Annotated in this window: 26 protein-coding genes and 1 other RNA gene; 20 read left to right on the top strand and 7 right to left on the bottom strand. The window is 62.9% G+C overall.

What is annotated here, in order from left to right; translation table 11 throughout:
- Positions 1–29: 29 nt before the first annotated feature.
- Together AB4X18_RS01415 and AB4X18_RS01410 are read right to left on the bottom strand one after the other, a co-directional pair.
- Positions 30–923: a 5-bromo-4-chloroindolyl phosphate hydrolysis family protein gene (locus AB4X18_RS01415; RefSeq protein WP_370402556.1), complete on the bottom strand. Its 894-nt coding sequence runs from the start codon at positions 921–923 to the stop codon at positions 30–32.
- Between the two features lie 420 nt (positions 924–1,343).
- Positions 1,344–2,171, bottom strand: coding sequence for a pseudouridine synthase (locus AB4X18_RS01410; protein ID WP_370401925.1), 828 nt, complete (start codon positions 2,169–2,171; stop codon positions 1,344–1,346).
- Positions 2,172–2,251: 80 nt separating this feature from the next.
- On the opposite strand from AB4X18_RS01410, the gene AB4X18_RS01405 reads away from it, so the two are divergent.
- On the top strand, positions 2,252–2,683 hold the full coding sequence (locus AB4X18_RS01405) for a nucleoside deaminase (protein ID WP_432817005.1): 432 nt from the start codon (positions 2,252–2,254) through the stop codon (positions 2,681–2,683).
- A 12-nt stretch (positions 2,684–2,695) separates the two neighbouring features.
- Here AB4X18_RS01405 and AB4X18_RS01400 read toward each other — a convergent pair whose 3' ends face one another.
- Together AB4X18_RS01400 and AB4X18_RS01395 are read right to left on the bottom strand one after the other, a co-directional pair.
- Positions 2,696–3,409 carry an NAD(P)-dependent oxidoreductase gene (locus AB4X18_RS01400; RefSeq protein ID WP_370401923.1) on the bottom strand — a complete coding sequence of 238 codons (714 nt, stop codon included), beginning with the start codon at positions 3,407–3,409 and terminating at the stop codon, positions 2,696–2,698.
- Positions 3,410–3,483: 74 nt separating this feature from the next.
- Positions 3,484–4,179, bottom strand: coding sequence for a metal-dependent hydrolase (locus AB4X18_RS01395; protein ID WP_370401922.1), 696 nt, complete (start codon positions 4,177–4,179; stop codon positions 3,484–3,486).
- A gap of 179 nt (positions 4,180–4,358) precedes the next feature.
- Here AB4X18_RS01395 and gatC point away from each other — a divergent pair, with 179 nt between their 5' ends.
- From gatC to AB4X18_RS01345, 10 genes are all read left to right on the top strand, one after another.
- A complete protein-coding gene (gatC, locus tag AB4X18_RS01390) occupies positions 4,359–4,646 on the top strand; it encodes an Asp-tRNA(Asn)/Glu-tRNA(Gln) amidotransferase subunit GatC (RefSeq protein ID WP_370401921.1) in 288 nt (95 codons plus the stop codon).
- A complete protein-coding gene (gene gatA / locus AB4X18_RS01385) occupies positions 4,646–6,136 on the top strand; it encodes an Asp-tRNA(Asn)/Glu-tRNA(Gln) amidotransferase subunit GatA (RefSeq protein ID WP_432817004.1) in 1,491 nt (496 codons plus the stop codon). The genes gatC and gatA overlap by 1 nt, the downstream gene beginning before the upstream one ends.
- A gap of 41 nt (positions 6,137–6,177) precedes the next feature.
- The gene (locus AB4X18_RS01380; RefSeq protein WP_432817003.1) at positions 6,178–6,981 is read left to right on the top strand and encodes a hypothetical protein; all 804 of its coding nucleotides are present in this window, start codon (positions 6,178–6,180) and stop codon (positions 6,979–6,981) included.
- A 5-nt stretch (positions 6,982–6,986) separates the two neighbouring features.
- The gene (locus AB4X18_RS01375) at positions 6,987–7,649 is read left to right on the top strand and encodes an N-acetylmuramoyl-L-alanine amidase (RefSeq protein ID WP_370401919.1); all 663 of its coding nucleotides are present in this window, start codon (positions 6,987–6,989) and stop codon (positions 7,647–7,649) included.
- A gap of 11 nt (positions 7,650–7,660) precedes the next feature.
- An RNA gene (rnpB, locus tag AB4X18_RS01370) (RNase P RNA component class A) lies at positions 7,661–8,048 on the top strand.
- 167 nt (positions 8,049–8,215) lie between these two features.
- Positions 8,216–9,397, top strand: a complete 1,182-nt coding sequence (locus tag AB4X18_RS01365) for an ammonium transporter (RefSeq protein ID WP_370401918.1) — start codon at positions 8,216–8,218, stop codon at positions 9,395–9,397.
- Positions 9,398–9,616: 219 nt separating this feature from the next.
- The gene (rpmG, locus tag AB4X18_RS01360) at positions 9,617–9,784 is read left to right on the top strand and encodes a 50S ribosomal protein L33 (RefSeq protein ID WP_013961079.1); all 168 of its coding nucleotides are present in this window, start codon (positions 9,617–9,619) and stop codon (positions 9,782–9,784) included.
- 89 nt (positions 9,785–9,873) lie between these two features.
- Positions 9,874–10,377 carry a GNAT family N-acetyltransferase gene (locus tag AB4X18_RS01355; RefSeq protein ID WP_370401917.1) on the top strand — a complete coding sequence of 168 codons (504 nt, stop codon included), beginning with the start codon at positions 9,874–9,876 and terminating at the stop codon, positions 10,375–10,377.
- A gap of 2 nt (positions 10,378–10,379) precedes the next feature.
- On the top strand, positions 10,380–10,895 hold the full coding sequence (locus AB4X18_RS01350) for an AAA family ATPase (protein WP_370401916.1): 516 nt from the start codon (positions 10,380–10,382) through the stop codon (positions 10,893–10,895).
- An 81-nt stretch (positions 10,896–10,976) separates the two neighbouring features.
- Complete coding sequence (locus AB4X18_RS01345; RefSeq protein ID WP_370401915.1) at positions 10,977–11,204, top strand: hypothetical protein; 228 nt, start codon at positions 10,977–10,979, stop codon at positions 11,202–11,204.
- A gap of 111 nt (positions 11,205–11,315) precedes the next feature.
- Here the strand turns inward: AB4X18_RS01345 and AB4X18_RS01340 are convergent, their stop codons facing one another.
- Together AB4X18_RS01340 and AB4X18_RS01335 are read right to left on the bottom strand one after the other, a co-directional pair.
- Positions 11,316–12,092, bottom strand: coding sequence for a Bax inhibitor-1/YccA family protein (locus tag AB4X18_RS01340; RefSeq protein WP_370401914.1), 777 nt, complete (start codon positions 12,090–12,092; stop codon positions 11,316–11,318).
- Positions 12,093–12,243: 151 nt separating this feature from the next.
- Positions 12,244–12,459 (bottom strand): DUF1127 domain-containing protein, encoded by a 216-nt coding sequence (locus AB4X18_RS01335; RefSeq protein WP_370401913.1) that lies wholly within the window; start codon positions 12,457–12,459, stop codon positions 12,244–12,246.
- Positions 12,460–12,578: 119 nt separating this feature from the next.
- Between AB4X18_RS01335 and AB4X18_RS01330 the strand changes: the two genes are divergently transcribed.
- From AB4X18_RS01330 to AB4X18_RS01315, 4 genes are all read left to right on the top strand, one after another.
- Complete coding sequence (locus AB4X18_RS01330; RefSeq protein WP_432817002.1) at positions 12,579–13,457, top strand: LysR family transcriptional regulator; 879 nt, start codon at positions 12,579–12,581, stop codon at positions 13,455–13,457.
- A gap of 403 nt (positions 13,458–13,860) precedes the next feature.
- Positions 13,861–14,232 (top strand): helix-turn-helix domain-containing protein, encoded by a 372-nt coding sequence (locus AB4X18_RS01325; protein ID WP_370401912.1) that lies wholly within the window; start codon positions 13,861–13,863, stop codon positions 14,230–14,232.
- A gap of 100 nt (positions 14,233–14,332) precedes the next feature.
- Positions 14,333–15,136, top strand: coding sequence for a histidinol-phosphatase (gene hisN / locus AB4X18_RS01320; RefSeq protein ID WP_370401911.1), 804 nt, complete (start codon positions 14,333–14,335; stop codon positions 15,134–15,136).
- Positions 15,137–15,222: 86 nt separating this feature from the next.
- Positions 15,223–16,560 (top strand): 8-oxoguanine deaminase, encoded by a 1,338-nt coding sequence (locus tag AB4X18_RS01315; RefSeq protein ID WP_370401910.1) that lies wholly within the window; start codon positions 15,223–15,225, stop codon positions 16,558–16,560.
- On the opposite strand, the gene guaD is transcribed toward AB4X18_RS01315, so the two are convergent.
- Positions 16,530–17,846, bottom strand: a complete 1,317-nt coding sequence (gene guaD / locus AB4X18_RS01310; protein WP_370401909.1) for a guanine deaminase — start codon at positions 17,844–17,846, stop codon at positions 16,530–16,532. The two genes, AB4X18_RS01315 and guaD, sit on opposite strands and share 31 nt — an antisense overlap.
- A gap of 117 nt (positions 17,847–17,963) precedes the next feature.
- Here guaD and mgtE point away from each other — a divergent pair, with 117 nt between their 5' ends.
- From mgtE to AB4X18_RS01285, 5 genes are read left to right on the top strand one after another with little or no spacing between them, the layout of a single operon-like run.
- Positions 17,964–19,367: a magnesium transporter gene (mgtE, locus tag AB4X18_RS01305; RefSeq protein ID WP_432817001.1), complete on the top strand. Its 1,404-nt coding sequence runs from the start codon at positions 17,964–17,966 to the stop codon at positions 19,365–19,367.
- Positions 19,367–19,924, top strand: a complete 558-nt coding sequence (locus AB4X18_RS01300) for a 5-formyltetrahydrofolate cyclo-ligase (protein ID WP_370401908.1) — start codon at positions 19,367–19,369, stop codon at positions 19,922–19,924. The genes mgtE and AB4X18_RS01300 overlap by 1 nt, the downstream gene beginning before the upstream one ends.
- 53 nt (positions 19,925–19,977) lie before the next feature.
- Entirely contained in the window at positions 19,978–20,790 is an 813-nt protein-coding gene (locus AB4X18_RS01295; RefSeq protein WP_370401907.1) for a TIGR00282 family metallophosphoesterase, read from the top strand.
- Positions 20,787–21,710 (top strand): DMT family transporter, encoded by a 924-nt coding sequence (locus AB4X18_RS01290; RefSeq protein WP_370401906.1) that lies wholly within the window; start codon positions 20,787–20,789, stop codon positions 21,708–21,710. The genes AB4X18_RS01295 and AB4X18_RS01290 overlap by 4 nt, the downstream gene beginning before the upstream one ends.
- A 25-nt stretch (positions 21,711–21,735) precedes the next feature.
- Positions 21,736–23,514, top strand: coding sequence for an SLC13 family permease (locus AB4X18_RS01285; RefSeq protein WP_370401905.1), 1,779 nt, complete (start codon positions 21,736–21,738; stop codon positions 23,512–23,514).
- Positions 23,515–23,534 lie beyond the last annotated feature (20 nt).

Raw genomic sequence — 23,534 nt, 5'->3', positions numbered from 1 at the left:
TTTCTTAAGGTGGGGGTAAGGGGCGAAGGTCAGTCCAGGCGCACCCCTTCGCGGGAGAGACGGTCGCGCAGCACGTCGATTTCGACGGTCAGATCGGTGCGGTCGTCCAGCAGGGATTTGCGATTGCGCGCGGCAAAGTTCTTGTCCAGATCGTCGAGCAGAGCGAGGTAATCGGCGCGCGCCTGCGGGTCGCGGGTGCGGGCGTAGATATCGGCAAACTTCACCGTCGCGTCGCGTGCGCCCATCAGGTAGACACCCAGATATTTGCGGGCGGCGGTCAGGTCACGGGGGTCTTCTTCGACCGTGCGGATCAACTGGCGGGCGGTGTCCTGAAAGTCCTCTAGCCGTGCCGCGGCGGTGCGGTCATTGGCGCGCGTCATCGCATCGCGCATCGCGGCAAGATGCTTTTCCGCTTCATCGACGACACGGGCGACACGGTCCTGTTGCAGGCTGTCGATGCCTTCCGCACCCTTCGATTTCAACGGGTCGATGCCGAAGGCGGCCAGATGCAGCGCGCCTGCGCACAGGCCATAGAGCAGGGGCGCCACAAGCTCCGCCCCCTCGTTCAGATGCGCCATCACGGCAAAGGCAGCACCGACGCCGGTCAGGAAGCTGGCCATCATCTTGCGCGGCCATGCGGGGCGGCGGGCGACCTTGCGGGCGTGATATGCCGCTTCGGCCTTGAGACCCTCGCGCAGCATAAGGGCGGCAAGGGTCAGCGTGCCTGCGCCAAGCAATCCGAAGGTCAGGGACCAAGGTCCGTCGCTGAACGTGGTGGCGACCAGCACGATTGCGGGCACAAACAGCACGTTGGCGCGGCCCCCGACGGGGTCCACTTCGATGCGCTTTTGCTGTTTGGATGCGGGGGTTTGCGCGTCCCCGTCCCCATCGGGGCTGTATTTTCCGCCATAGCGCGTCGCCATGTCAGCGCCCCCCCAGCCAGCCGCTGGCGACGCCGAACAAGACGACGATCAGGGCCGTGTAAGCTGCTTTGCGAAACCCGCTTTGCGTTTTCATGTCATTCCCGTCCGGCCCTGTTGTGCGCCGTGTTGAATTGCGGTCCGCGGGGGATATTGTTTCGGTATGCGCAATAGTCACGCGCGAAGCGTCTGCGAATACGATTTCTGGAAACAATGAGGCCCCGTTAACTTGTTGGCCGCTAACATATGCGTTTCCTTTCGGGGACGCCAGTGTTCTGCGCGGCAGGCTGCCCGATGGGCGTGATGCGCCCCGCGTGCCTGTGACCGTGCTGGTATGCAAGCGTCGCAGGCTTGTGTCCTTGGGCGGAGCCAGAGGGGTGGCGGAGCGGATGTGAACGGCGCAACGCGGGTGTTTTCCCCGTCTTACTTGCGCGGTTTTGCCGGTCTGCGGCGGCTGGTGTGGCGCACGGCCTTCGGTTTCTTGCGCGCCTCGCCGCTGTCGTCTTCGAGCGTCAGGCCAAGCTGATCGCGCACGACCTTGCGGCGCAGTTCCTCCACCGCGCCTGATTTCAGCTCTCCCAGCTGGAAGGGGCCATAGGAGATGCGGATCAGGCGATTGACGTTGAGGCCAATGGCTTCCATCGCGCGGCGGATTTCGCGGTTCTTGCCTTCGCGCAGGCCCACGGTGAGCCAGGCATTCGCGCCCTGCTGGCGGTCCAGCGTCACGTCCATGCCCTGAAAGCGGGTGCCGTCCACGGTCACGCCCTTGCGCAGGGGGGCCAAGGTTTCATCGGTGGGCCGCCCGTTGACCCGCACGCGGTAGCGGCGCAGCCAGCCGGTGCTGGGCAGTTCCAGCTTGCGCTTGATCGCGCCGTCATTGGTCAGCAACAGCAACCCTTCTGAGGTGATGTCGAGGCGTCCGACGCTCATCACGCGCGGCATATCGTCGGGCAGGGCATCAAAGATCGTGTCGCGCCCCTTTTCATCGCGGTTGGTCGTCACCAGACCTGTGGGCTTGTGATAAAGCCACATGCGCGGTGGTTCGGGTTCCGATACCTGCTTGCCGTCGACGGCGATCTGATCCTTGTCCGTGACGTTCAGGGCGGGACTGTCGATCTTCTTGCCGTTCACGGCGACCCGGCCTGCTTCGATCATGCGCTCGGCCTCCCGGCGGGAGGCGACGCCCGCGCGGGCAAGCACCTTGGCGATGCGGTCGCCATCCGGCGTGGATTTTGGTGTGCTGTCGTTCATCCCGTCCGCTTACCCGGTTTGATCCGCTTGCGAAAGCCCGCGCTTTGCGGCCCTATGGCAGCATGTCGGTTGGGACGTTCATGGATATTGCGCTGGAAGAAGCGCGCGCGGCTGCGGCGCGGGGCGAGGTGCCGGTGGGCGCTGTGATGGTGGATGCGCGTGGAAAGGTTGTGGCACAGGCCGGCAACCGCACGCGGGAATTGCACGATCCGACGGCGCATGCGGAAATGCTGGTGATCCGCGCCACCTGTGCGGCGGTCGGATCGGAGCGGCTGACGGGGCATGTGATCTATGTCACGCTGGAGCCCTGCGCGATGTGTGCAGGCGCGATCACGGCGGCGCGGCTGACGCGGGTGGTCTATGGCGCGGCGGACCCGAAATCGGGCGGCGTGGCCCATGGCGCGCGGGTGTTTGCCCATCCGCAGTGTCACCACGTGCCGGAGGTGATTGACGGGGTGGGAGAGGCGGAAGCCGAGGCGCAGCTTAAAGACTTTTTCGCAAACCGGCGTTAGGGGATGTGGCGATCAGGGCGTCATTTCCCGCAGCACCGCCTCCGGAGATGTCGCTTGCGGGGATTCGGGGCGGGCCAGTGCCGGTGTGGCGCGGATCCAGTCGCCGTTCTGCGCAAGTGTGACCATGAAGGCGGCCAGATCGGCGTGGCGGGTGCGCACCATGCCATCGGGGATCACGTCGGCCTGTACGGTATAATCCTCTGTTGCGTCGCCCTGCATCAGCCAGCCGGGGCGCACGGCGGTCCAGTCCAGATCGGGACGCGCGCGCAGGTTGTCTTCCATTTCGGCCATCTGTTCGAAGACCCGGTGCAGGCCGATCATCGCGGGCAGCTTGAACCAGATCGGTCCACGGTCGCGGTCCGCGACGAAACTGGCAGAGATGACAACCAGCCGTTTCACGCGCTCTGCCGTCATCGCGTCGCAGATCGCCCTTGTCCCCTTGGTATAGAGCGGCGGGGGGGACAGCAGGGTTCCGGGGTCGTTTCCCACCCCGAGGCAAGACAGCACCGCGTCCGCGCCGCGCACATGGTCGCGCAGATCGTCCGTCAGCACATCGGCCTGGTGGTGTGTGATCCCGGGATCGTCGCCCGCGTCATCAGGCAGGGAGTGATCGATGGCGCGCACGCGTAAATCGCAGGCGCGCGCGGCCTTGATGGCGGCGCGCCCGGTGGCGCCGGAGGCCCCGAAGATGGTCAGGGTGAAGGGAGAGGGCGTGTCGGTGTTCATGTGGGGCTCCTGTAGGTCACAGGGTCAAACCCGCCGGGCCCCTCCCGGTTCCGGCTGAACCGTCCCCTGCGACATCACAGCGCGATCGCCTGCATCACCTGCGGCTCCACCACATCGACACCGGGCAGGCCATCCGCCAGCACCTTGGCCGATTGTTCCAGCAGCGGGAATGTGCGGTAGTGGCAGGGGATCACGGTCTTGAAATTGAAATACCGTTTGGCGGCATAGGCGGCCTCGCGCATGCCCATGGTAAAATGTCCGCCCGCTGACAGGATGCCGATATCGGGTTTGTAGTAATCCCCGATCCAGTCCATGTCGGCCATGATGCCCGTGTCGCCCGAGTGGTAGACACAATGGCCGTCGCCCTTGATGATGAAACCGGTCTCGGTGCCCATGTAGACCGGTGCATCGGCGACCTGCGTGCTGGAGGAATGGGATGCGGGCACCATGCTGGCGGTGACCTTGTCGCCGATCGCGATGGTGCCGCCGATGTTGAAAGCCGCCCCTTCGACCGCGCCCTGACCGATCAGGTGTTGCGCCAGTTCATAGATGCCGGAGACCGGTGCGCCGGTGTCCTTGGAGATCTGCACGACATCGGTGATGTGGTCGAAATGGCCGTGGGTCACAAGGATATGGGTCGCCCCGGCGGTTGCCGCGGCGTGCTGATCCTCCGCCAGCATGGGATTGCCGGTCAACCAGGGGTCGATCAGCAGAACCTGATCTTCGATTTCAATGCGGAATGAGCCGTGGCCGAGCCAGATGATATGCATGATGTGTTCTCCTCTTTGGCTATAGACTAGGCATTTTTGCCGCTTTGGCGAGATGGGTTGCAGTGCGCCCCCGGCAGGGGGTGTGGCGGGTATTTGAAAAAGGAGGGAGACTGGGGCCCGCGCCCTTGCGAGGCGGCGCGCGGAGGGGTAGACGGGCGGCATGAAAATGGAGAGCCGTCATGTCGATTGATCCAAGCACCGCTGCCCGTGTGGCCAAGCTGGCGCGCATCCGGGTGGAGCCCGAGGCACTGCCCGCGCTGGCACAGGAATTCAACACCATCCTGGGCTTTATCGAACAGCTTGAGGAAGTGGATGTGGACGGGGTGGAGCCGATGACATCCGTGACACCGCAGCGTCTGAAGCGGCGCGAGGACGTGGTGACGGATGGCGACCAGCAGGACAAGGTTCTGGCCAATGCGCCGGATGCGCGCGAAGGCTTTTTTGCGGTGCCGAAGGTGGTGGAATGATGGCTGATCTGAACAAGCTGGGGCTGGCCGAGGCCCGGGACGCGCTGCGCGCGGGCAAGACAAGTTCGAAAGAGCTGACGCAGGCCTGCCTGGATGCCATCGACGGGGCAGGGGTGCTGAACGCCTTTGTGCACCGCACGCCGGAGATCGCACTGGCGCAGGCGGAGGCTGCCGATGCACGGTTGAAGTCCGACACCGACGCGCCTGCGATGTGCGGCTTGCCGATTGGCATCAAGGATCTGTTCTGCACCAAGGGTGTGCCGTCACAGGCAGGCTCGCGCATTCTGGAAGGGTTCAAGCCGGAGTATGAAAGCACCGTCAGCCAGAACCTGTTTGACGCAGGCGCGGTCATGCTGGGCAAGCTCAACATGGACGAATTTGCGATGGGTTCATCGAACGAGACGTCGGTTTACGGCAATGCCGTCAATCCGTGGCGGCGCGGGAACGCGGATACGGCGCTCACGCCCGGTGGGTCCTCGGGTGGGTCAGCCTCTGCTGTGGCGGCGGACCTGTGTCTGGCGGCAACGGGGACGGATACCGGCGGCTCCATCCGGCAGCCTGCGGCGTTTACGGGCATTACCGGGATCAAGCCGACCTATGGGCGGTGTTCGCGCTGGGGCATCGTGGCTTTTGCATCATCGCTGGATCAGGCGGGGCCGATGACCAAGAGCGTGCGCGATGCCGCGATCATGCTGGAGGCGATGTGCGGCCATGATCCCAAGGACAGCACCAGCGCCGATCTGGCGGTGCCGGATTTCGAGGCAGCGCTGACCGGCGACGTGCGCGGCAAGAAGATCGGCATCCCCAAGGAATACCGCATGGACGGCATGCCCGAGGAGATCGAGACGCTGTGGCAAGACGGCATTGCGATGATGAAGGACGCAGGTGCCGAGATCATTGATATCTCGCTCCCGCATACGAAATACGCTTTGCCTGCCTATTACGTGATTGCGCCGGCGGAGGCGTCTTCGAACCTGGCGCGGTATGACGGGGTGCGGTATGGTCACCGCGCCAAGCTGGAGCAGGGCGATGGCATCACCGAGATGTACGAGAAAACCCGCGCCGAAGGGTTCGGGCCTGAGGTGCAGCGCCGGGTGATGATCGGGACCTACGTGCTGTCGGCGGGGTTCTATGACGCCTATTACAACCGCGCGCGCAAGGTGCGGACCCTGATCAAACGGGATTTCGAGGAGGTGTTCGCGCAAGGCATCGACAGCATCCTGACCCCTGCCACGCCGTCGGCGGCCTTCGGGCTGGGCGAGATGACGGATGCCGATCCGGTGCAGATGTACCTCAATGACGTGTTCACGGTGACGGTGAACCTGGCCGGTTTGCCGGGCATTGCGGTGCCCACGGGGCAGGACCGCAACGGGCTGCCGCTGGGGCTGCAACTGATCGGGCGTCCGTGGGAGGAAGCGGAATTGCTGTCTTCCGCCTATGCGCTCGAACAGGCGGCCGGGTTTGTGGCAAAGCCCGAAAAATGGTGGTAGGCTGACCGCCAGACAATGATAATGATGGCGAAGCAGGTCACATGATGAAACGGGTTCTTCTTTCAATCGCCGCAGGCGTGGTGCTGGCCGCGTGTCAGCCTGCCGTTCCGGATTCCGGGCGCGGTGTGGGGTTCGACGGCACGCTGGAAGACCTGCAGCGCCAGCGCGACGCGCAACTGGCAGGGCAGATCGTGCCCGCGCCTGCCGTTGTGTCGGCGCAACCGCTTGAAAGCAGTTCGCTTGCCCCTGCGCCCGGTTCAGCGGCGGCAACGGCGGCAGAAACCCAGCGGGTGCTGGCTGCCACGCGCCGCAACCCGGCCATTCCCGCGCCGCAGACTTCCGTTGCCGCAAGTGGCGCAAGCATTGGCCTTGGCAACGACCTGCGGACCAATTCCGGGCAGGAGCCGTTGCAGGCCAGCCCGTCCAACGCGCCGCCGGAGTTGGTGAACACCGCAGGCATTTCGCGCGAGAACAATTTCGACGCGGTGTCGAGCCAGCGCAGCATCGAAGGGGATGCGGCGCGACTGGCGCGCAACCGGGCCCAATACGAGGTCGTGCAGCCCGAAGCGCTGCCCAGCCGCACGGGCACCGGGCCAAATGTCGTGGCCTATGCGCTGCAGACCAGCCATCCGCGCGGCACGCAGGTCTATCGGCGGATCGGGTTGAACAAGGCTTCGAAGTTTCAGCGGGCCTGTGCGCAACATGCCACCTCGGACGAGGCGCAGATCGCCTTTCTGTCGCAGGGCGGGCCAGAGCGGGACCGTCAGGGCATGGATCCCGATGGTGACGGATATGCCTGCAACTGGGATCCCGCCCCCTTCCGCCGGGCCGCGCAGCAGGGCTGACCCCTTTGGCTTTGGACATCGTTCAACGCGCGTCGCCCAATTTTGGGCCGCGCCGGGATGGGCTGCACCCGCATTTGATCGTTCTGCATTATACCGCGATGGAAAACGCCGAAGCCGCGTTGGAGCGGCTGTGTGACCCGGACGCGGAGGTGTCGGCGCATTACCTGATCGCCGGGGACGGCACGGTTTATCAGATGGTGCCGGAGGATCAGCGCGCTTGGCATGCCGGGGCGGGCGAGTGGGCCGGGCAGGAAGATATCAACTCCCGTTCCATCGGGATCGAGTTGGACAATCGTGGTGATCATCCGTTTTCCGAGCCTTTGATGCGCAGCCTCGAGGCGTTGCTGAGGCAGATCATGGCAAGGTCGAGCATCGCGGCTGAGGGCATAATCGGGCATTCGGACATGGCGCCGGGACGCAAGGGCGATCCGGGACCACATTTCGATTGGGCGCGTTTGGCGCGGCAGGGGTTGGCGGCTGCGGCAGGGGATGACACGGGTCCGGATGATCCGGATCCCGACAGTTTCCGGCACCTGGCTGTGGCGGCGGGCTACACGGCGGATGTGGACGATGAGACGCTTCTGACCGCCGTACGCCTGCGGTTCCGCCCGTTTGCGTCCGGCCCGCTTTGTGCGGCGGACTTGACCGCGCTGCCCCGGCAAGGGTAGGGCGGCAGGGCGCGGAAGGTTGGATGATCGCGGCGTCTTCGGATGTCGAGGAAAGTCCGGACTCCCAAAAGCAACGGTGCCGGGTAACGCCCGGGCGGGGCAACCCGACGGAAAGCGCCACAGAAATCAGACCGCCCCGGCATGCCGGGGCAAGGGTGAAACGGTGGGGTAAGAGCCCACCACGCCGGTGGCAACATCGGTGGTCTGGCAAGCCCCACCGGGAGCAATGCCAAATAGGGACCGCGTGCCGCCGACCTTCGGGTATGGGGGCGGGGCTGCTTTTGCCCCAGCAGGTCCGGGTTGGCAGCTGTAGCCGTCGCAGCAATGCGGCGGTCAGATGAATGATCATCCAAGGGGGCAACCCCGGGACAGGATCCGGCTTACAGACCTTCCGCGCGCTTCTTGCTTTGCTCAATTGTTGAGCGGCGGGTGTTTCATTCAGCCTAATTTATCAGCATTTGTGAAAGTGCCGTATTTCTGGGCGTGAAAATCGCGGGATGCGCTTTATTTCGGCACACCGATCCGCCACCCCACCGCACATTGCGATCAGGGGAAGGATCACTGAAATGAACGGAGCGGATACCGCCTGGATCATCGTTGCCACTGCGTTGGTACTTTTCATGACATTGCCGGGGTTGGCGCTTTTTTATGGCGGGCTTGTGCGGGCACGCAACGTGCTGAGCGTCTTCATGCAGTGTTTTTCAATTGCCTGTCTGATGAGCATCCTGTGGCTTGTCGCGGGCTATTCCATCGCCTTCGGAGACGGCAACGCCTATTGGGGTGGGCTGGGCAAGGCGTTTCTGAACGGGGTGGATGCCGACACGGTGTCAGGCACCATTCCGGAGGTGCTGTTCTTTGCCTTTCAGATGACCTTTGCGATCATCACGCCCGCGCTGATCGTCGGCGCCTATGTGGAGCGGATCGGGTTCGGCTTTGTCATGCTGTTTTCCGCCCTGTGGATGCTGATCTGTTATGCGCCGGTGGCACACTGGATCTGGGGCGGGGGGCTGTTGGCCGGGGCGGAATGGTCGCTGTTTGCTGACGGGGTGAATGATTTTGCCGGCGGGATCGTGGTACACCAGACGGCCGGTATCGCGGCGCTGGTGCTGGCGGTGATGCTGGGGCCACGGTCGAACAAGGGTGTGCCGCCGCATAATCCCGGCATGGTGATGATCGGTGCTGCGATGCTGTGGGTCGGCTGGTTCGGGTTCAATGGGGGGTCGCAACTGGCCGCCGATGGCGGTGCGGCGATGGCGCTGACGGTCACGCATATTTCCGCGGCGACCGCGTCGCTGACCTGGGCCGGGTGGGAAAAAATCCGCTATGGCAAGGCGTCGCTGGTGGGTCTGGTGACCGGGACCATCGCGGGTCTTGCGTCGATCACGCCTGCGTCCGGCTCCGTCGGTCCGGTGGAGGCGCTGGCGATCGGGGCGATTGCAGGGGTGATGTGTCAGGAATGCTGTGGCCTGATCAAGTCTGCGCTGAAGATCGACGACACGCTGGATGTCTTTGCCGTGCACGGCGTGGGCGGCATGTTCGGTATCCTGATGCTGGCGGTGCTGGGCCACGCAAGCTGGACCGCGCAGGTGGGCGGTTTGGCGGTGGTCGGGCTTTGGACGCTGATCACCACGGTGGCGATCATTTCGGTGGTCCGCCTGATCACGCCCTTGCGCGTCAGCAAGGAGGACGAGGTCGCGGGCCTTGATCTGAGCGCACATGGTGAGCGCGCCTACGACATGTCGTCGTAAGCAGATACAGACAAGGGCAATTGGCCGGTTCAGCCGGGCCGGCCAATTGCACCGAAGGACACCTTCTTTTCGGCGGGGTGCGGGGCAACGTAAAACCGGACGGGCCGGGTGTGAAATCCAACCTTTTGCGGTTGACTCGAACAGCCATCCCGTTAAAAGCCGGACTTCAGGATTCACGCATCCTTTCCACCGGGACAGGGCTGCAGCAGGAGAAGACACATGGCGAAGCCAACCACGATCAAGATCCGTCTGAACTCGTCCGCGGGCACAGGCCATTTCTATGTCACCAAGAAGAACGCGCGGACGATGACCGAAAAGATGGTCATTCGCAAATATGACCCCGTCGCGCGCAAGCATGTCGAATACAAGGAAGGCAAGATCAAGTAAGATCTGCCAACTTTGCCGAAGCAAGGCCGCGCCCCGTGCGCGGCTTTTTGCGTTTTGGGTGTGTGACACGTCATCAAAGGGGAAGGCGCATGGCAGACATCGTCATCAGGCCCGGCCGCGCGGAAGACATTGCACCGCTCGACGCGTTGCTTGCGCGCAGCTATCCCCGACTGTTGGCCGCGGATTATCCGCCGTCGATCCTGGTCACCGCGATTCCGCGGATCGTCAAGGCGCAGCCCGCGTTGGTGACCTGTGGTACCTATTTCGTGGCGGAGCGGGACGGCGTCTTGCTGGGGGCAGGGGGCTGGACGCGCGGGGCACCGGGTACCGGCCTGCGGGGGGCGTCGCGGCTTGGGCATGTCCGCCATTTCGCGACGGACGTGGATGCGGTGCGGCAGGGTGTCGGTACGGCCTTGATCGGCCGCGTTTTCGAAACGGCTGCGGCGGCGGGCGTGCAGGCCCTTGCCTGCCTGTCGACCCGGACGGCCGCGCCGTTCTACAGGCACGCAGGGTTTCGCGGCGATGAGGAAGTCGACATCACGCTGGATGCCGGGATCACATTTCCGGCCATCCGCATGGCGAAGGCGCTTTGACGATGAAACGGGTGATGATTGTCGGCGGGCCGGGGTCAGGCAAGTCCACGCTGGCGCGGGCGCTGGGCAGGCGGCTGGACCTGCCTGTCTTTCATATGGACCGCATTCAGTGGATGGCGGGATGGGTGTCGCGCAGCCGCGATGAACGGCGCGAAATGGCGCTGGCGGTGGAGGCGCAAGAGATGTGGGTGTTCGAAGGCGGGTTTTCCACCACCTATGACAATCGCGCCGCCCGCGCGGACACGATCATATGGCTCGACATGCCTGTCGCGCTGCAGATGTGGCGCGTCACGAAGCGGCTGTTTCAGTATTGGGGGCAGGAGCGACCGGATATGGCGGAGGGGTGTGTCGAAGGCATCCACCGGGAAATCCTGCCGTTTTACAGATGGATTTGGCGCACGCGACACACCAGACGGGCGCGGGTGCAGAAGTTGATCAAGGGCCATGGCGCGCAGACGCGTATCGTCCATTTGACGCGGCCGGACGAAGTTGCAGCACTTTTGTCTGAACTTCGCTGAGTGTCATTGTCAAAACCTCTCTTGCGCGATGTCACCGCAGCGGCAATAGTCGGGGTCTGCAAGCTGCCAAGGAATACAATCATGACCATCAAGCTGATCGCTGCCGCGATCACCGTTGCTTCACTTTCTGCCTGCGCGGGCGAATTGGGTGGCCCGCCACCCGCACCGATTGAAGGGGGCGCCTATTCCAACTCCGTCGGGTTCACCGGGATCAGCTATCAGCCACCCCCACGTGTGGCACCGGGTCAGGCGGGGACAATCGTCTATGTCGACGGTCAGCCAACCCTCGTCCAAAAGCGCCGCTACTGACGCAAACGGGCCTGCGAATGCGCGGCGACCGGATGCTGATCTGATCGCGGTGGACGAAAAAAAGGCCGGTTCATATGAACCGGCCTTTCGTGTGTCAGATGGGCGCTACGCTTATTCGCGGCTGCCGAACAGTTGCAACAGCATCATGAACATGTTGATGAAGTTGATGTACAGGCTCAGCGCGCCCATGATGGCCGCCTTGCCCAACCATTCGCTGTCGCCGTGGGCGGCGTGTGCAACATACTCGGACTTGATCCGCTGTGTGTCATAGGCGGTCAGACCCGCGAAGATCAGCACACCGATGGACGAAATGGCAAACATCAGCGCGCCTGATTGCAGGAAGATGTTCACGACAGACGCCACGATCAGGCCAATCACGCCCATGATCAGGAAGCTGCCCCAGCCGGAAATGTCTTTCTTGGTGGTATACCCCCAAAGCGACAGGCCCGCGAAGGCAATCGACGTGATCAGGAAAATCTGAGCAATCGAATACCCGGTGAACACCAGGAAGATCGAGCTGATGGACACACCCATCACGGCCGCGAACACGTAAAAGACCGTCTGCGCGGTTGCGGCAGACATCCTGTTGATCGCAGCACCGAAGCCGAAGACGAACGCCAGCGGGGCGAACATCACAACCCACTTCAGCGGCGACGCATAAAGCGCATAGCCGATCTGGGTGAGATACTTGTCCGGCCCGATCTGACCCACCGCGGCGGCGGGATCGGTTGTCACCGACAGCCCGGAAATCGCCCAAGCAGCGGCAAATGTAATCAGCATGCCCACGGACATCGTGCCGTAGACTTTGTTCATGTGCGCGCGCAGACCCGCATCGATATCGGCGGCGCGGGCTCCGGCTGTTGTCCGGATTGTATTCACGTCAGCCATTAAGACCTCCAATTGGCTAAAATTCCTCTACCACGCAGGTGTGGCACAGTATTGTGGCAAATATCGGAAGTGCGGCGACGTTTTTCAAGTGTTTTACTGCGGCAGGACGCCGCAGAATGTCGTTTGTGTGCTTTAGGATGCGGTCCGTTGGTCAGCAGGTCCAGTTTGCGGGTGCATCCCACGGTTTACGCGCCGCTTCGGCCTGTGCCTCGCGGTTTGTCAGCCCCAGATCGTCAAGGCGGCTTGCATCCAGCATGCCCAGTGCGCGACGGGACCGGTCAAGCGCGCGTGCCGCGTTGAAACGGGCGATCAGGCCGGGGCCGCAGGGGGCGTGGACGGGGAACAGGCGGGTCAGGGAGGTGAACATGATCTTTCCTTCGCTTTTCGTGATGATTTTTGAAAACATATCTTGATGCTTGATATATGGAGCATCTGAATGCATAATGAAAACGAATATTTGTTAAGGTGGCCATCAAGGAATGTGATGTGAGAAATCTGGATGTAACAACCCTGCGATCCTTCGTTGCAGTCGCGGATGCGGGTGGGGTCACGCGGGCGGCGGGGTTTCTGCATTTGACCCAATCGGCCGTTTCCATGCAGCTCAAGCGGCTTGAGGAATTGCTCGACCTGCAGTTGTTTGACCGCAGCGGGCGGACCATCGCGCTGACCTCCGCCGGAGAGCAGTTGCTGGCCTATGCGCGCCGCATGGTCGCGTTGAATGACGAGGTGATCACGCGGCTGACGGATCAGGCCTTTGAGGGGGAATTGACGCTGGGGGTGCCGCATGACGTGGTTTATCCCGCCATTCCGCAGGTGCTGAAGCAGTTTCACGCCCTTTACCCGCGGGTGAAGGTGCATCTGGAGGCGTCCTATACCAAGACGCTGAAGGATCAATTCGCGCGCGGGGCCTGCGATATCGTCCTGACAACCGAACAGGGTGTCGATCAGGGGGGCGAGACCTTGTGCACCAAGGATCTGATCTGGGTCGGTGCGCCCGGCGGGACCGCTTGGCGGCAGCGCCCGCTGCAACTGGCATTTTGCAAATACTGCATGTTTCGCGGGCCGATTACCGTTGAACTTGAGGCGCATGACATCCCCTGGGAGATGCAGGTCGACACCGCAAGCGACCGCGCGGTCGAAGCCGCCGTCAGCGCCGATCTGGCCGTTCACGCGATGATCGAGGGCACCCAACCCCCCTTCCTGGAACGGATCGATCATGGGGGCGCCTTGCCGCAATTGGCACCGCAGCAGATCAACCTTTATGCTGATTCTGGGCAAAAGGGTGAACTGCACGCCGCGTTGATTTCCCTGCTGCGCGCGGCGTTCGAGGACCGTCCCGTGAGCAGACTGCGTGCCGTTCAGTGACAATATCGAGGATAGGCGGTTATCTGCCGACATCGGTGGCGACTGACGCGAACAAGCATCACATTTTGTGATTACCTGAGGTTCCGACCCGATAATGATACGCGTGATGGTAGAATCTACCCTAGGTAGATCATCGAAATGAACGCTGTCCGCTGCGCGTGTGCGATTTCAAGGCTAAAACACTTTGCTTTTGGCCCGGGAATCGGCATGCTTGGGGGCGAAGCAGAGGGCGATCAGGCACCCCCCGACTGACAGGGTGTTTGAATGCCGGGCAAGGAAAACTGCCCGCCTTTGCCAAGGTTTCGGCAGGTGCCGAGGGCAATGAGGGCTTTTTGGAAACGTTAGGTTTTCGCAGGTACTCATGTGTTGACGATCGAAGATTACACCCGTGAGGGAGATGAAGATGGCGCATAAAGTAGACATTCATGTCGGAAAACGCATCCGGCAACGCCGGTGGCTTGCAGGGATGACACAACAGACCCTGGCAGAGCTTGTGGGCATCAAGTTCCAGCAAATTCAGAAATACGAAACCGGCACCAACCGTGTCAGCGCCTCGCGGCTTTGGGATATCGCGGATGCGCTGGGCGTGAACGTGGCCTATTTCTTCGAAGGGCTGGAGGACGAGAAGACGGGGCAGGCCGGTGATCAGGCTGCACCGATCGATGTGATGGGCGACAAGGAAGCGATGGATCTGATCCGCTCCTACTATGCCATTCCGGAGGATCAGCGGCGGAGGCTTTTCGAATTGGCGCGGGTGTTGAGCGACGTGGCCTGACCCAGGTCACCTCAACTTACAAGACATCTACAAGGCCCGCAGCACGCCGCAGCGGGCCTTCGGTCTTGAAGAGGTCGGGGCGAAGTGGCACTGCTGCGCCATGAAAGATCCTGCATCCTTTGATCCTGACATCCGCCGCACCGCGCACCTTTTGGCGGACGCCGCGCGGCAGGTGATCCTGCCCTATTTTCGCGACATGTCGCTTGGGGCCGAAAACAAGCTGCGCGACAGCTTTGATCCGGTCACCGTTGCCGACCGCGCCGCCGAAGAGGTGATGCGCGCCATTCTGGCTGAAATCCGGCCGGCAGACGCCATTCTGGGCGAGGAATTCGGCGCGCAGGCGGGGACGTCCGGCCTGACATGGGTGCTGGATCCGATTGATGGCACACGCGGGTTCATCAGCGGGACGCCGACATGGGGTGTGTTGATCGCCGTCGCGGATGCGGACGGGCCGTTTTACGGGATCATCGATCAACCCTATATCGGGGAGCGGTTCGAAGGTGCGCCGGACGGTGCGGTGCTGGCCGGGCCGCAGGGGGCGCGGCCGCTCAACACCCGCGCGGCGCGGCCCTTGTCGGGCGCAACGGTGCTGACCACCTTTCCGGAGGTTGGCAACGACCAGGAACAGCAGGCGTTTCACGATGTGGCGCGGCGCGCGCAACTGACGCGTTACGGGATGGATTGCTATGGCTACGCGTTGCTGGCGGCGGGGCAGGTGGATCTGGTGATCGAAGCGGGGCTTGCCGCCTATGACATTCAGGGCCCCATTGCGGTGGTTCAGGCAGCGGGTGGGATCGTGACCGACTGGCAGGGCGGACCTGCCCATGATGGTGGGCGCGCCCTTGCCGCGGCGAACCCCGACATCCATGCCGAGGCACTTGCGATCTTGCGGACCTACACCTAGGATTGAATTTCGACAGGTTCTTCGTCTGTTTTCCACCTGTCGGGACCGGCCAAGCTGAGACAGACCCTTGAAGGGGGAGTCTCGTCATGACCGAAAAGCTGATCCGCAATGCCGACTTGATCGTGACGATGGATGACACCCGCTGCAAGCTGCGGGGTGCTGATATCCTGGTTTCGGATGGTGTGATCACCGCCGTCGGGCAGGGATTGCAGACCGAGGGGGAGGTGGTCGATGCGGCAGGCTGCCTTGTCACGCCCGGCCTTGTGAACACCCATCACCACCTTTACCAGACCCTGACGCGCGCCGTGCCGGCCGCGCAGGATGCCACGCTGTTCGGCTGGCTTGGCACGCTTTACCCGATCTGGGCGCGCATGACGCCGGATCACTTCTTTGCCTCGGCGCAGGTGGGGCTGGCGGAACTGGCGTTGTCGGGCTGTACGCTCAGCACCGATCACCTTTATCTTTACCCCAACGGCGCGCGGCTGGAGGACACCATTGAAGCCGCGCGTGCCGTGGGTCTGCGGTTTCATCCCACACGCGGCTCCATGAGCATCGGGCAAAGCGATGGCGGCACGCCGCCCGATGATCTGGTGGAGAAGGAATCTGCGATCCTTGAGGATTGCATCCGTCTGGTCGATGCCTTTCACGACCCTGCCGAAGGTTCGATGTGCCGCGTCGGGCTGGCACCCTGTTCGCCGTTCTCCGTCAGTCGTGAATTGATGCGCGACACGGCGGTGCTGGCGCGGGACAAGGGCGTGATGATGCACACCCATCTGGCCGAGAACGACGAGGACATCTCCTATTCCAAGAAGGTTTTCGGTTGTCGTCCCGGTGAATACGCCGAAAGTCTGGGCTGGGTGGGTCGCGATGTCTGGCACGCTCATTGCGTCAAGCTGGACGCGGCGGAGATTGAACTTTTTGCCCGCACCGGCACCGGGGTTGCCCATTGCCCCTGTTCGAACTGCCGACTGGGGTCCGGAATCGCACCCGTGCGCGCAATGCGCGATGCGGGCGTGTCGCTGGGGCTGGGCGTGGATGGATCAGCCAGCAATGATGCGGCCAATCTGGTGGCTGAAGCGCGCATGGCGATGCTGTTGCAGCGGGTCAGTCAGGGGGCCGATGCGATGTCGAGCGATGCAGCGCTGGAGATTGCGACCCGTGGCGGGGCGGACATGCTGGGCCGCCCCGACTGTGGGCGGATCGAGGTGGGCAAGCGCGCCGATATCGCGATCTGGGACCTCAGTGGGATCGAGGCGGCCGGGTCTTGGGATCCTTCGGCGCTGTTGCTGGCAGGGCCGCGCACGGTGTGTGATCTCTTTGTAGAAGGTCGTCAGGTGGTGCGCGACGGGCATGTACAGACAATTGATCTGGGTGCTGCGACCGCTGAGATGCGTCAGATGGCGGTGGCACTGGCAGCGGGCTGACGCTCTCCCGCGACCCAGACCCCAGCGACAGCGCGGTCATCCCCCATCATGATCGTGGCAAAAACCGCTTCCCAGAAGCCAGACGCCTGATCGACCCGCTGCGCAATCGCAGGGGTCGAGGCGAGGTTAAGCACACAGATATCGGCCTCAAATCCTTGGGCCAGTGTGCCAATCTGGTCACCCAGATGCAGGCTGCGCGCGGAACCTGCGGTCGCCAGCCACATCAGTTGCGCGGCGTGCAGGGGCGTGCCGCGCAGCTGTCCGATCTCATAGGCCGCCGCCATTGTGCGCAGCATCGAAAAGGACGACCCGCCCCCGGTATCCGTGGCCAATCCCACCGGAATGCCCCGCGCTGTGAGCCCAGTCATGTCAAAAAGACCTGAGCCAATGAAGGTATTTGACGTCGGGCAATGCACCAGCGCCGCCCCGGTTTCGGCAAGTCGATCAATCTCGCGCGGTTCCAGATGGATGGCGTGGCCATAAAGCCCGCGTTCCCCCAGCAATCCGTGTGCCTCATAGGTATCCAGATAGTCCCGTGCCTGAGGGTGTAGTTCGCGGACCCATGAAATTTCATCAATCTGCTCACTCAGATGGGTCTGCATCAGGCAATCGGGCCGCTCCGCCCAGAGCGCGCCAAGGGCGGCAAGTTGATCGGGCGTGGAGGTAGGTGTGAAGCGCGGGGTGATGGCATAGTGCGCGCGTCCGGTGCCGTGCCAGCGGTCGATCAGGGCCTTGCTGTCATCATAGGCCGATTGCGCTGTGTCACGCAGCCCGTCGGGCGCGTTGCGATCCATGCAGGTTTTGCCTGCCACGATGCGCATGTTGCGGCCAGCAGCGGCATCGAACAAGGCATCAACGCTGTGCGGTTCAATGGTGCAATAGGACGCGACGGTTGTGGTACCGTGGGTCAGCACCAGATCAAGGTAACGCGACGCGATGGCCTTCGCATAATCCGGGTCGGACAGCCGCATTTCCTCGGGGAAGGTATAGGTGTTCAGCCAGTCGATCAGCCGCTTGCCCCATGACGCGATGATGGCGGTCTGGGGGTAATGAACATGGGCATCCACAAAGCCGGGACAGATCAGGTGGTCGGGGCCAAAGTGCACGCGCGTGACGTCCGGGTGCGCGGTTGCCAGCGCCCCGGCAGACCCTACGGCCCGTATAAACCCAGCCTCCACCAAGACAGCGCCGTCAGTATCGATCAAGACAGCGTTTTCCCAGCTGGTTGCAAAGGGGTCGCCCGCAAAGCGCAGCAGCGGGCCGGTGATCAATGTTGCATCTGCCATGCCCCCTTTTAGGCCAGCGCAGAGGCGGAGGTAAGCGGTTTGTGACGTGCATTCCGGGTGCCATTGAAACCCCAAGCGGGCTTGCATATGGTCGCGCCAGTCGCGGGAGAGCAGCCAATGTCGGATCAGGTTAAGGAGTTGGACGAGCAGCCCGGCGACGCCAGTGAACGTGCTGCCTATCAGCTTGAGCGCAAGAAAGTCGCGGCGATCCTTTATGCCGTGGATATCGAAGACCGTGACAAGCTGATCGAGCTGATGGAGCCGCTGCACCCGGCGGACATTGCCGATCTGCTCGAGCAGATCAACGCGTTTGACCGCAGCCGCCTTATCCGGCTCTATGACCTTGAATTCGATGGCGAAATTCTGTCGGAACTGGACGAATCCATCCGCGAGGAAGTCATTTCGGTTCTGACCCCGCAGGTGCTGTCCGATGCGGTGCGTGATCTCGACAGCGACGATGTCGTTGACCTGATCGAGGACCTTGAAGGTGCCCAGCAGGAACAGATCCTCGATGCGCTGGAAGACAGTGACCGCGCGGCGGTCGAACAGGCGCTAAGCTGGCCGGAGTATTCCGCCGGTCGCCTGATGCAACGCGAAGTGGTGATGGCCCCGCAGCACTGGAACGTGGGGCAGGCGATTGACCATCTGCGCGCCACGCCAGAAGATGATCTGCCCGACCAGTTCTATCATATCGTCATGGTTGATCCGCGCCTGCATCCTGTGGGCAATGTGACCTTGGGCAAACTCATGCGGTCTAAACGGGACACCCGGCTGACAGATATTCTCGAAGAGACATTCCAGATCATTCCCGCCGATCAGGACGAGGGGGAGGTCGCTTATGCGTTCAACCAGTACCACCTGATCTCGGCACCCGTTGTCGATGGTGAAGGGCGGCTGATTGGGGTGATCACCATTGATGACGCCATGGTCGTGCTGGATGAGGAACACGAGGAGGACATCCTGCGTCTCGCCGGTGTGGGCGAGGGATCGCTGTCGGACCGGGTAATTGGCACCACCAAGCAACGATTGCCGTGGCTGGCGGTGAACCTGATCACGTCGATTGCGGCCTCGATGGTAATTGCGCAATTCGAAATGGCGATTGCGCAGATCGTGGCGCTGGCGGTGCTGATGCCGATTGTCGCCTCAATGGGCGGCAACGCCGGCACCCAGAGCCTGACTGTGGCGGTCCGTGCCATTGCTACCAAGGATTTGACCGGATCGAACATCTGGCGGGTGATCCGGCGGGAATGTCTGGTGGGTTTGATCAATGGCGTGATCTTTGCGGTTGTGATGGGTGTTGTTGGCGTCATCTGGTTTGGCTCGCCCGCGCTGGGATATGTGATCGCGGCTGCCATGGTCGTGAATATGGTGGTTGCCGGGCTTGCCGGAACGGGCATTCCGATCGTTCTCGAACGCATTGGGGTTGATCCGGCGCTGGCATCGGGGGCTTTTGTGACGACGGTCACGGATGTTGTGGGGTTCTTTGCCTTTCTCGGGCTGGCCGCGGCGGTGCTGCTGTGATGCTGGCCCAGATCAAGGACGCAGCCCGCAAGGCAGCCTACGGTCGGCGCAAACCGCTGTTTGAGGCGGCAAATGCCGCGCAGGCCGGGTATCTGAGCGAGGTGTTGGCGGGGTATCGCGGTGTGCCACTGTCGGGCTTCATGCCCATCCGCACGGAGATTGACCCAACCCCCGCCATGGCCGAGGCAGGCGCCCATGGCCCGGTCGGTGTGCCGGTGATCGAGGCGGCCGGGCAGCCCCTGCGGTTTGCCCGGTGGACGCCGGAGACGGAGATGGTGCCGGGGGCCTTCGGGGCGGTGATCCCGGCGGCGCCTGAATTTTTCGAGCCGGAGATACTGATCGTGCCGCTATTGGCCTTCAACCGGGGTGGCGGTCGGCTGGGCTATGGTGGCGGGTTCTATGACCGGACGCTGGAAATGCTGCGCGCCAAACGTCCGACACTGGCCATCGGATTTGCCTTTGCAGGGCAGGAGGTGGACGATCTGCCGCTTGAGCCGACTGACCAGCCGCTGGACTTGATCGTGACAGAGGCAGGCGTGATCGAGGTTGGTAGTTAGGCGCGGGGCAGGAGGCCCTTGCGCTTGAGCCATTGTGGTCCTAACGCTACGCCATGAAAATTCTCTTTCTTGGTGATGTGATGGGCCGCGCCGGACGCCGGGCGATCACGGAAAATCTGGCCCGGTTGCGGGACGCGTGGAAGCTTGATTTCGTGGTGGTCAACGGTGAGAACGCCACCGGCGGCATGGGGCTGTCCGGTGCGCATGCCAAGCTGCTGCTGGAGGCTGGGGCGGATTGTCTGACGCTGGGCGATCACGCGTTTGACCAAAAGGACATGCTGAGCTTTATCGAGCAGGAACCGCGCATCGTGCGGCCGCTCAACTTCTCCAAGACCGCCCCGGGCAAGGGGGCGCGGGTGTTCGTGGCCCGCAATGGCCGCAAGGTGCTGGTCACCCAGGCGCTGGGGCAGGTGTTCATGAAGCGGCCCTTCGATGATCCGTTTTCCGCGCTGGACCCGGTGCTCAAGGCGCATCCGCTGGGCGGCATGGCATCGGCGGTGATTGTCGACATGCATTGCGAAGCCACGTCGGAGAAGATGGCGATGGGCCATTGGTGCGATGGCCGTGCGAGCCTTGTCGTGGGCACACATACCCATGTACCCACGGCGGATGCGATGATCCTGCCGGGTGGGACGGCCTATCTGACCGATGCGGGGATGTGCGGCGATTATCATTCGGTGATCGGCATGGAAAAGACCGAACCGATGCGCCGTTTCATCACCGGCATGCCGAAGGACCGGTTTACCCCGGCGAATGAGGAAGCCACCCTGTCGGGGGTCTATTTGGAGACGGATGACCGCACGGGCCGCGCCACGCGCATTGTCCCGGTGCGCGATGGCGGGCTGTTGCAGGCCAGCGCCCCATGACAGCGCGTCAGGTCGTGTTCTTCACGGGCTGCCTTGTGCTGATGGGCGCCGGATGGGGCGCGACGCAGCCGCTGACGAAGATTTCGGTCAGTACCGGATACGGGCATTTCGGGCTGGTGTTCTGGCAACTGGCGCTGGGCACGGCACTGATGGGGGTAATTTGCCTGTTGCGGGGTTTGCCGCTGCCGTTGCATGGTCGGGCGCTGCGCCTTTATGTGATCCTTGCGATGATCGGGACGATCTTACCCAATTCGATCTCCTATCAGGCGGCGGTGCATCTGCCGTCGGGGATCATGTCACTGCTGCTGAGCATGATCCCGATGTTCGCGTTCGTGATCGCCCTGGGGCTGGGCAATGACAGTTTTCAATGGCGCCGGGTGGCGGGGCTTGGCATCGGGTTGGTCGGTGTGCTGATCATCATTCTGCCTGCCGTCGATCTGGGGCAGGCGGTTCCGGTGTTCTGGGCGGCGGCCTATCTTGTCACGGCGGTGTTCTATGCGTTCGAGGGGAACTACATCGCCAGATGGGGGACCGAGGGCTTGGGGCCGTTTCAGGTGATGCTGGGGGCATCGCTGGTCGGGATGATCGGGATTGCGCCAGTCACGGTCATCAGCGGCCAGTTCATCAGGCCGGACCTGCCGCTGCCGCTGCCGCAGATAGCGCTTGTGGCGGGCTCCGTGATCCATGTGTTCGTCTATGCGACCTACGTCTGGCTTGCCGGGCGGGCAGGGGCGGTCTTTACCGTGCAGGTCAGCTATATGGTGACGGCGTTCGGGCTGCTTTGGGCGTGGTTGATCCTTGGTGAGGCCTATGCCCCGACGCTGTGGGTGGCGCTCGCGGCGATCTTTACGGGCATGTACCTTGTCCAGCCACGACCGCGCCTTGCGGCAGACGGCGCGATGGGGGAAACTGCATCCTGATCACGCGCAACCGGGGACATTGACGATGGATCTGATCACCCTTTCCCCCATGGGGCAGGCGGCGCTGGCGCTGAGCGTTGTGGTCGTCATGTTCATCCTGTTCGTGCGCGAATACTTTCCCACCGAAGTCGTGGCATTGGCCGGGGCGGCGGTTCTGCTGGGCACGGGCGTGCTGCCCTATGAGACGGCATTGGGCGTCTTGTCCAATTCCGCCCCCTGGACGATTGCGGCGATGTTCATCGTTATGGGGGCACTGGTGCGCACCGGCGCGCTGGAGGTGCTGACCCAACTGGCGGAGCGCGCGGCGCGCAACAATCCGAAGATGGCTGTCGTCGGCGTGATCCTGTCGGTGATGGGGGCCTCGGCGATCATGAACAACACGCCCGTGGTGGTGGTGATGATCCCGGTGGTGGTGCAGTTGAGCAAAACGCTGGGAACGAAGGCCTCCAAGCTGTTGATCCCGCTGAGTTATGCCGCGATCATGGGCGGGTCGCTGACGCTGCTGGGCACCTCGACCAACCTGCTGGTGGACGGGGTCGCCCGAAGCGAGGGGCTGGCCCCCTTCGGGATATTCGAGATCCTGCCCATCGGTCTGGTCGTTTGCGCCTGGGGCCTGACCTATATGGCGCTGATCGGGCGGCGGTTGCTGCCCGACAGGGACAGCATGGCGATGATGCTGTCGGACCGGTCGCGGATGAAGTTCTTTACCGAAGCGGTGATCCCGCCCGAAAGCAACCTGATCGGACGTGAAGTGCTGGATGTGAAGCTGTTCAAGCGCGAGGGTGTCCGGCTGATCGACGTGATCCGGGGGGATCAGTCGTTGCGCCGGGCCCTGAAGGGCGTCGAATTGCAGGTGGGCGACCGGATCGTGTTGCGCACGGAGATGACCGAATTGCTGAGCCTGCAAAGCAACAAGGAGCTCAAGCGGGTCGACCAGCTTTCCGCGGTGGAGACGACCACGGTGGAGGCGCTGATCACGCCGGGCTGCCGGATGGTCGGCCGGTCGCTGGGGTCGATGCGCCTGCGGCGGCGTTACGGGGTTTATCCGCTGGCCGTCCATCGGCGCAATCAGAACATCGGACGGCAGCTGGATGAATTGGTCGTGAAGGTCGGCGATACCCTGCTGCTGGAAGGGGCGGCGGCGGATATCCAGCGGCTTGCGGCGGACATGGATATGGTCGACGTGAGCCATCCGTCTGCACGGGCCTACCGCCGGGGTCATGCGCCCATCGCCATCGCCGCGCTGATCGGGATCGTGGCGCTGGCGGCCTTTGATGTGGCACCGATCCTGTTGCTGGCAATCCTGGCCGTTGCGCTGGTGCTGGTCACCCGCTGCATTGATGCGGAGGAGGCGTTTTCCTTCGTCGATGGCCGCTTGCTGGCGCTGATCTTTTCGATGCTGGCGGTGGGGGCGGCGTTGCAGAGTTCGGGGGCGGTGACCCTGGTGGTGGAGGCGATTGCGCCGACGCTGGGGGTGATGCCACCCGCGCTGGTGATTTTCTGCGTGTTCCTGCTGACCACTATCCTGACGGAGATCGTTTCCAACAACGCGGTGGCGGTGATCATGACACCCATTGCCATATCGCTGGCCGCGGCGCTGGGGCTGGATGCGCGGCCGCTGGTGGTGGCGGTGATGATTGCCGCGTCGTGCGCCTTTGCCACCCCGATCGGGTATCAGACCAACACGCTGGTCTATGGGCCCGGTGGCTATCGGTTTACGGATTTCATGAAGGTCGGTATCCCGCTGAACCTGTCGATGTCGGTGGTGGCCAGCATCGTCATTCCGTTCGTGTGGCCGGTGTAAGGAGAAGGGCTGCACGCAGC

The sequence above is a fragment of the Sulfitobacter rhodophyticola genome (assembly GCF_041281685.2).
Classification (GTDB): domain Bacteria; phylum Pseudomonadota; class Alphaproteobacteria; order Rhodobacterales; family Rhodobacteraceae; genus Sulfitobacter.
Note: the sequence above shows the minus strand (reverse complement) of the source record. Positions and strands in the feature narration are given on the sequence as shown.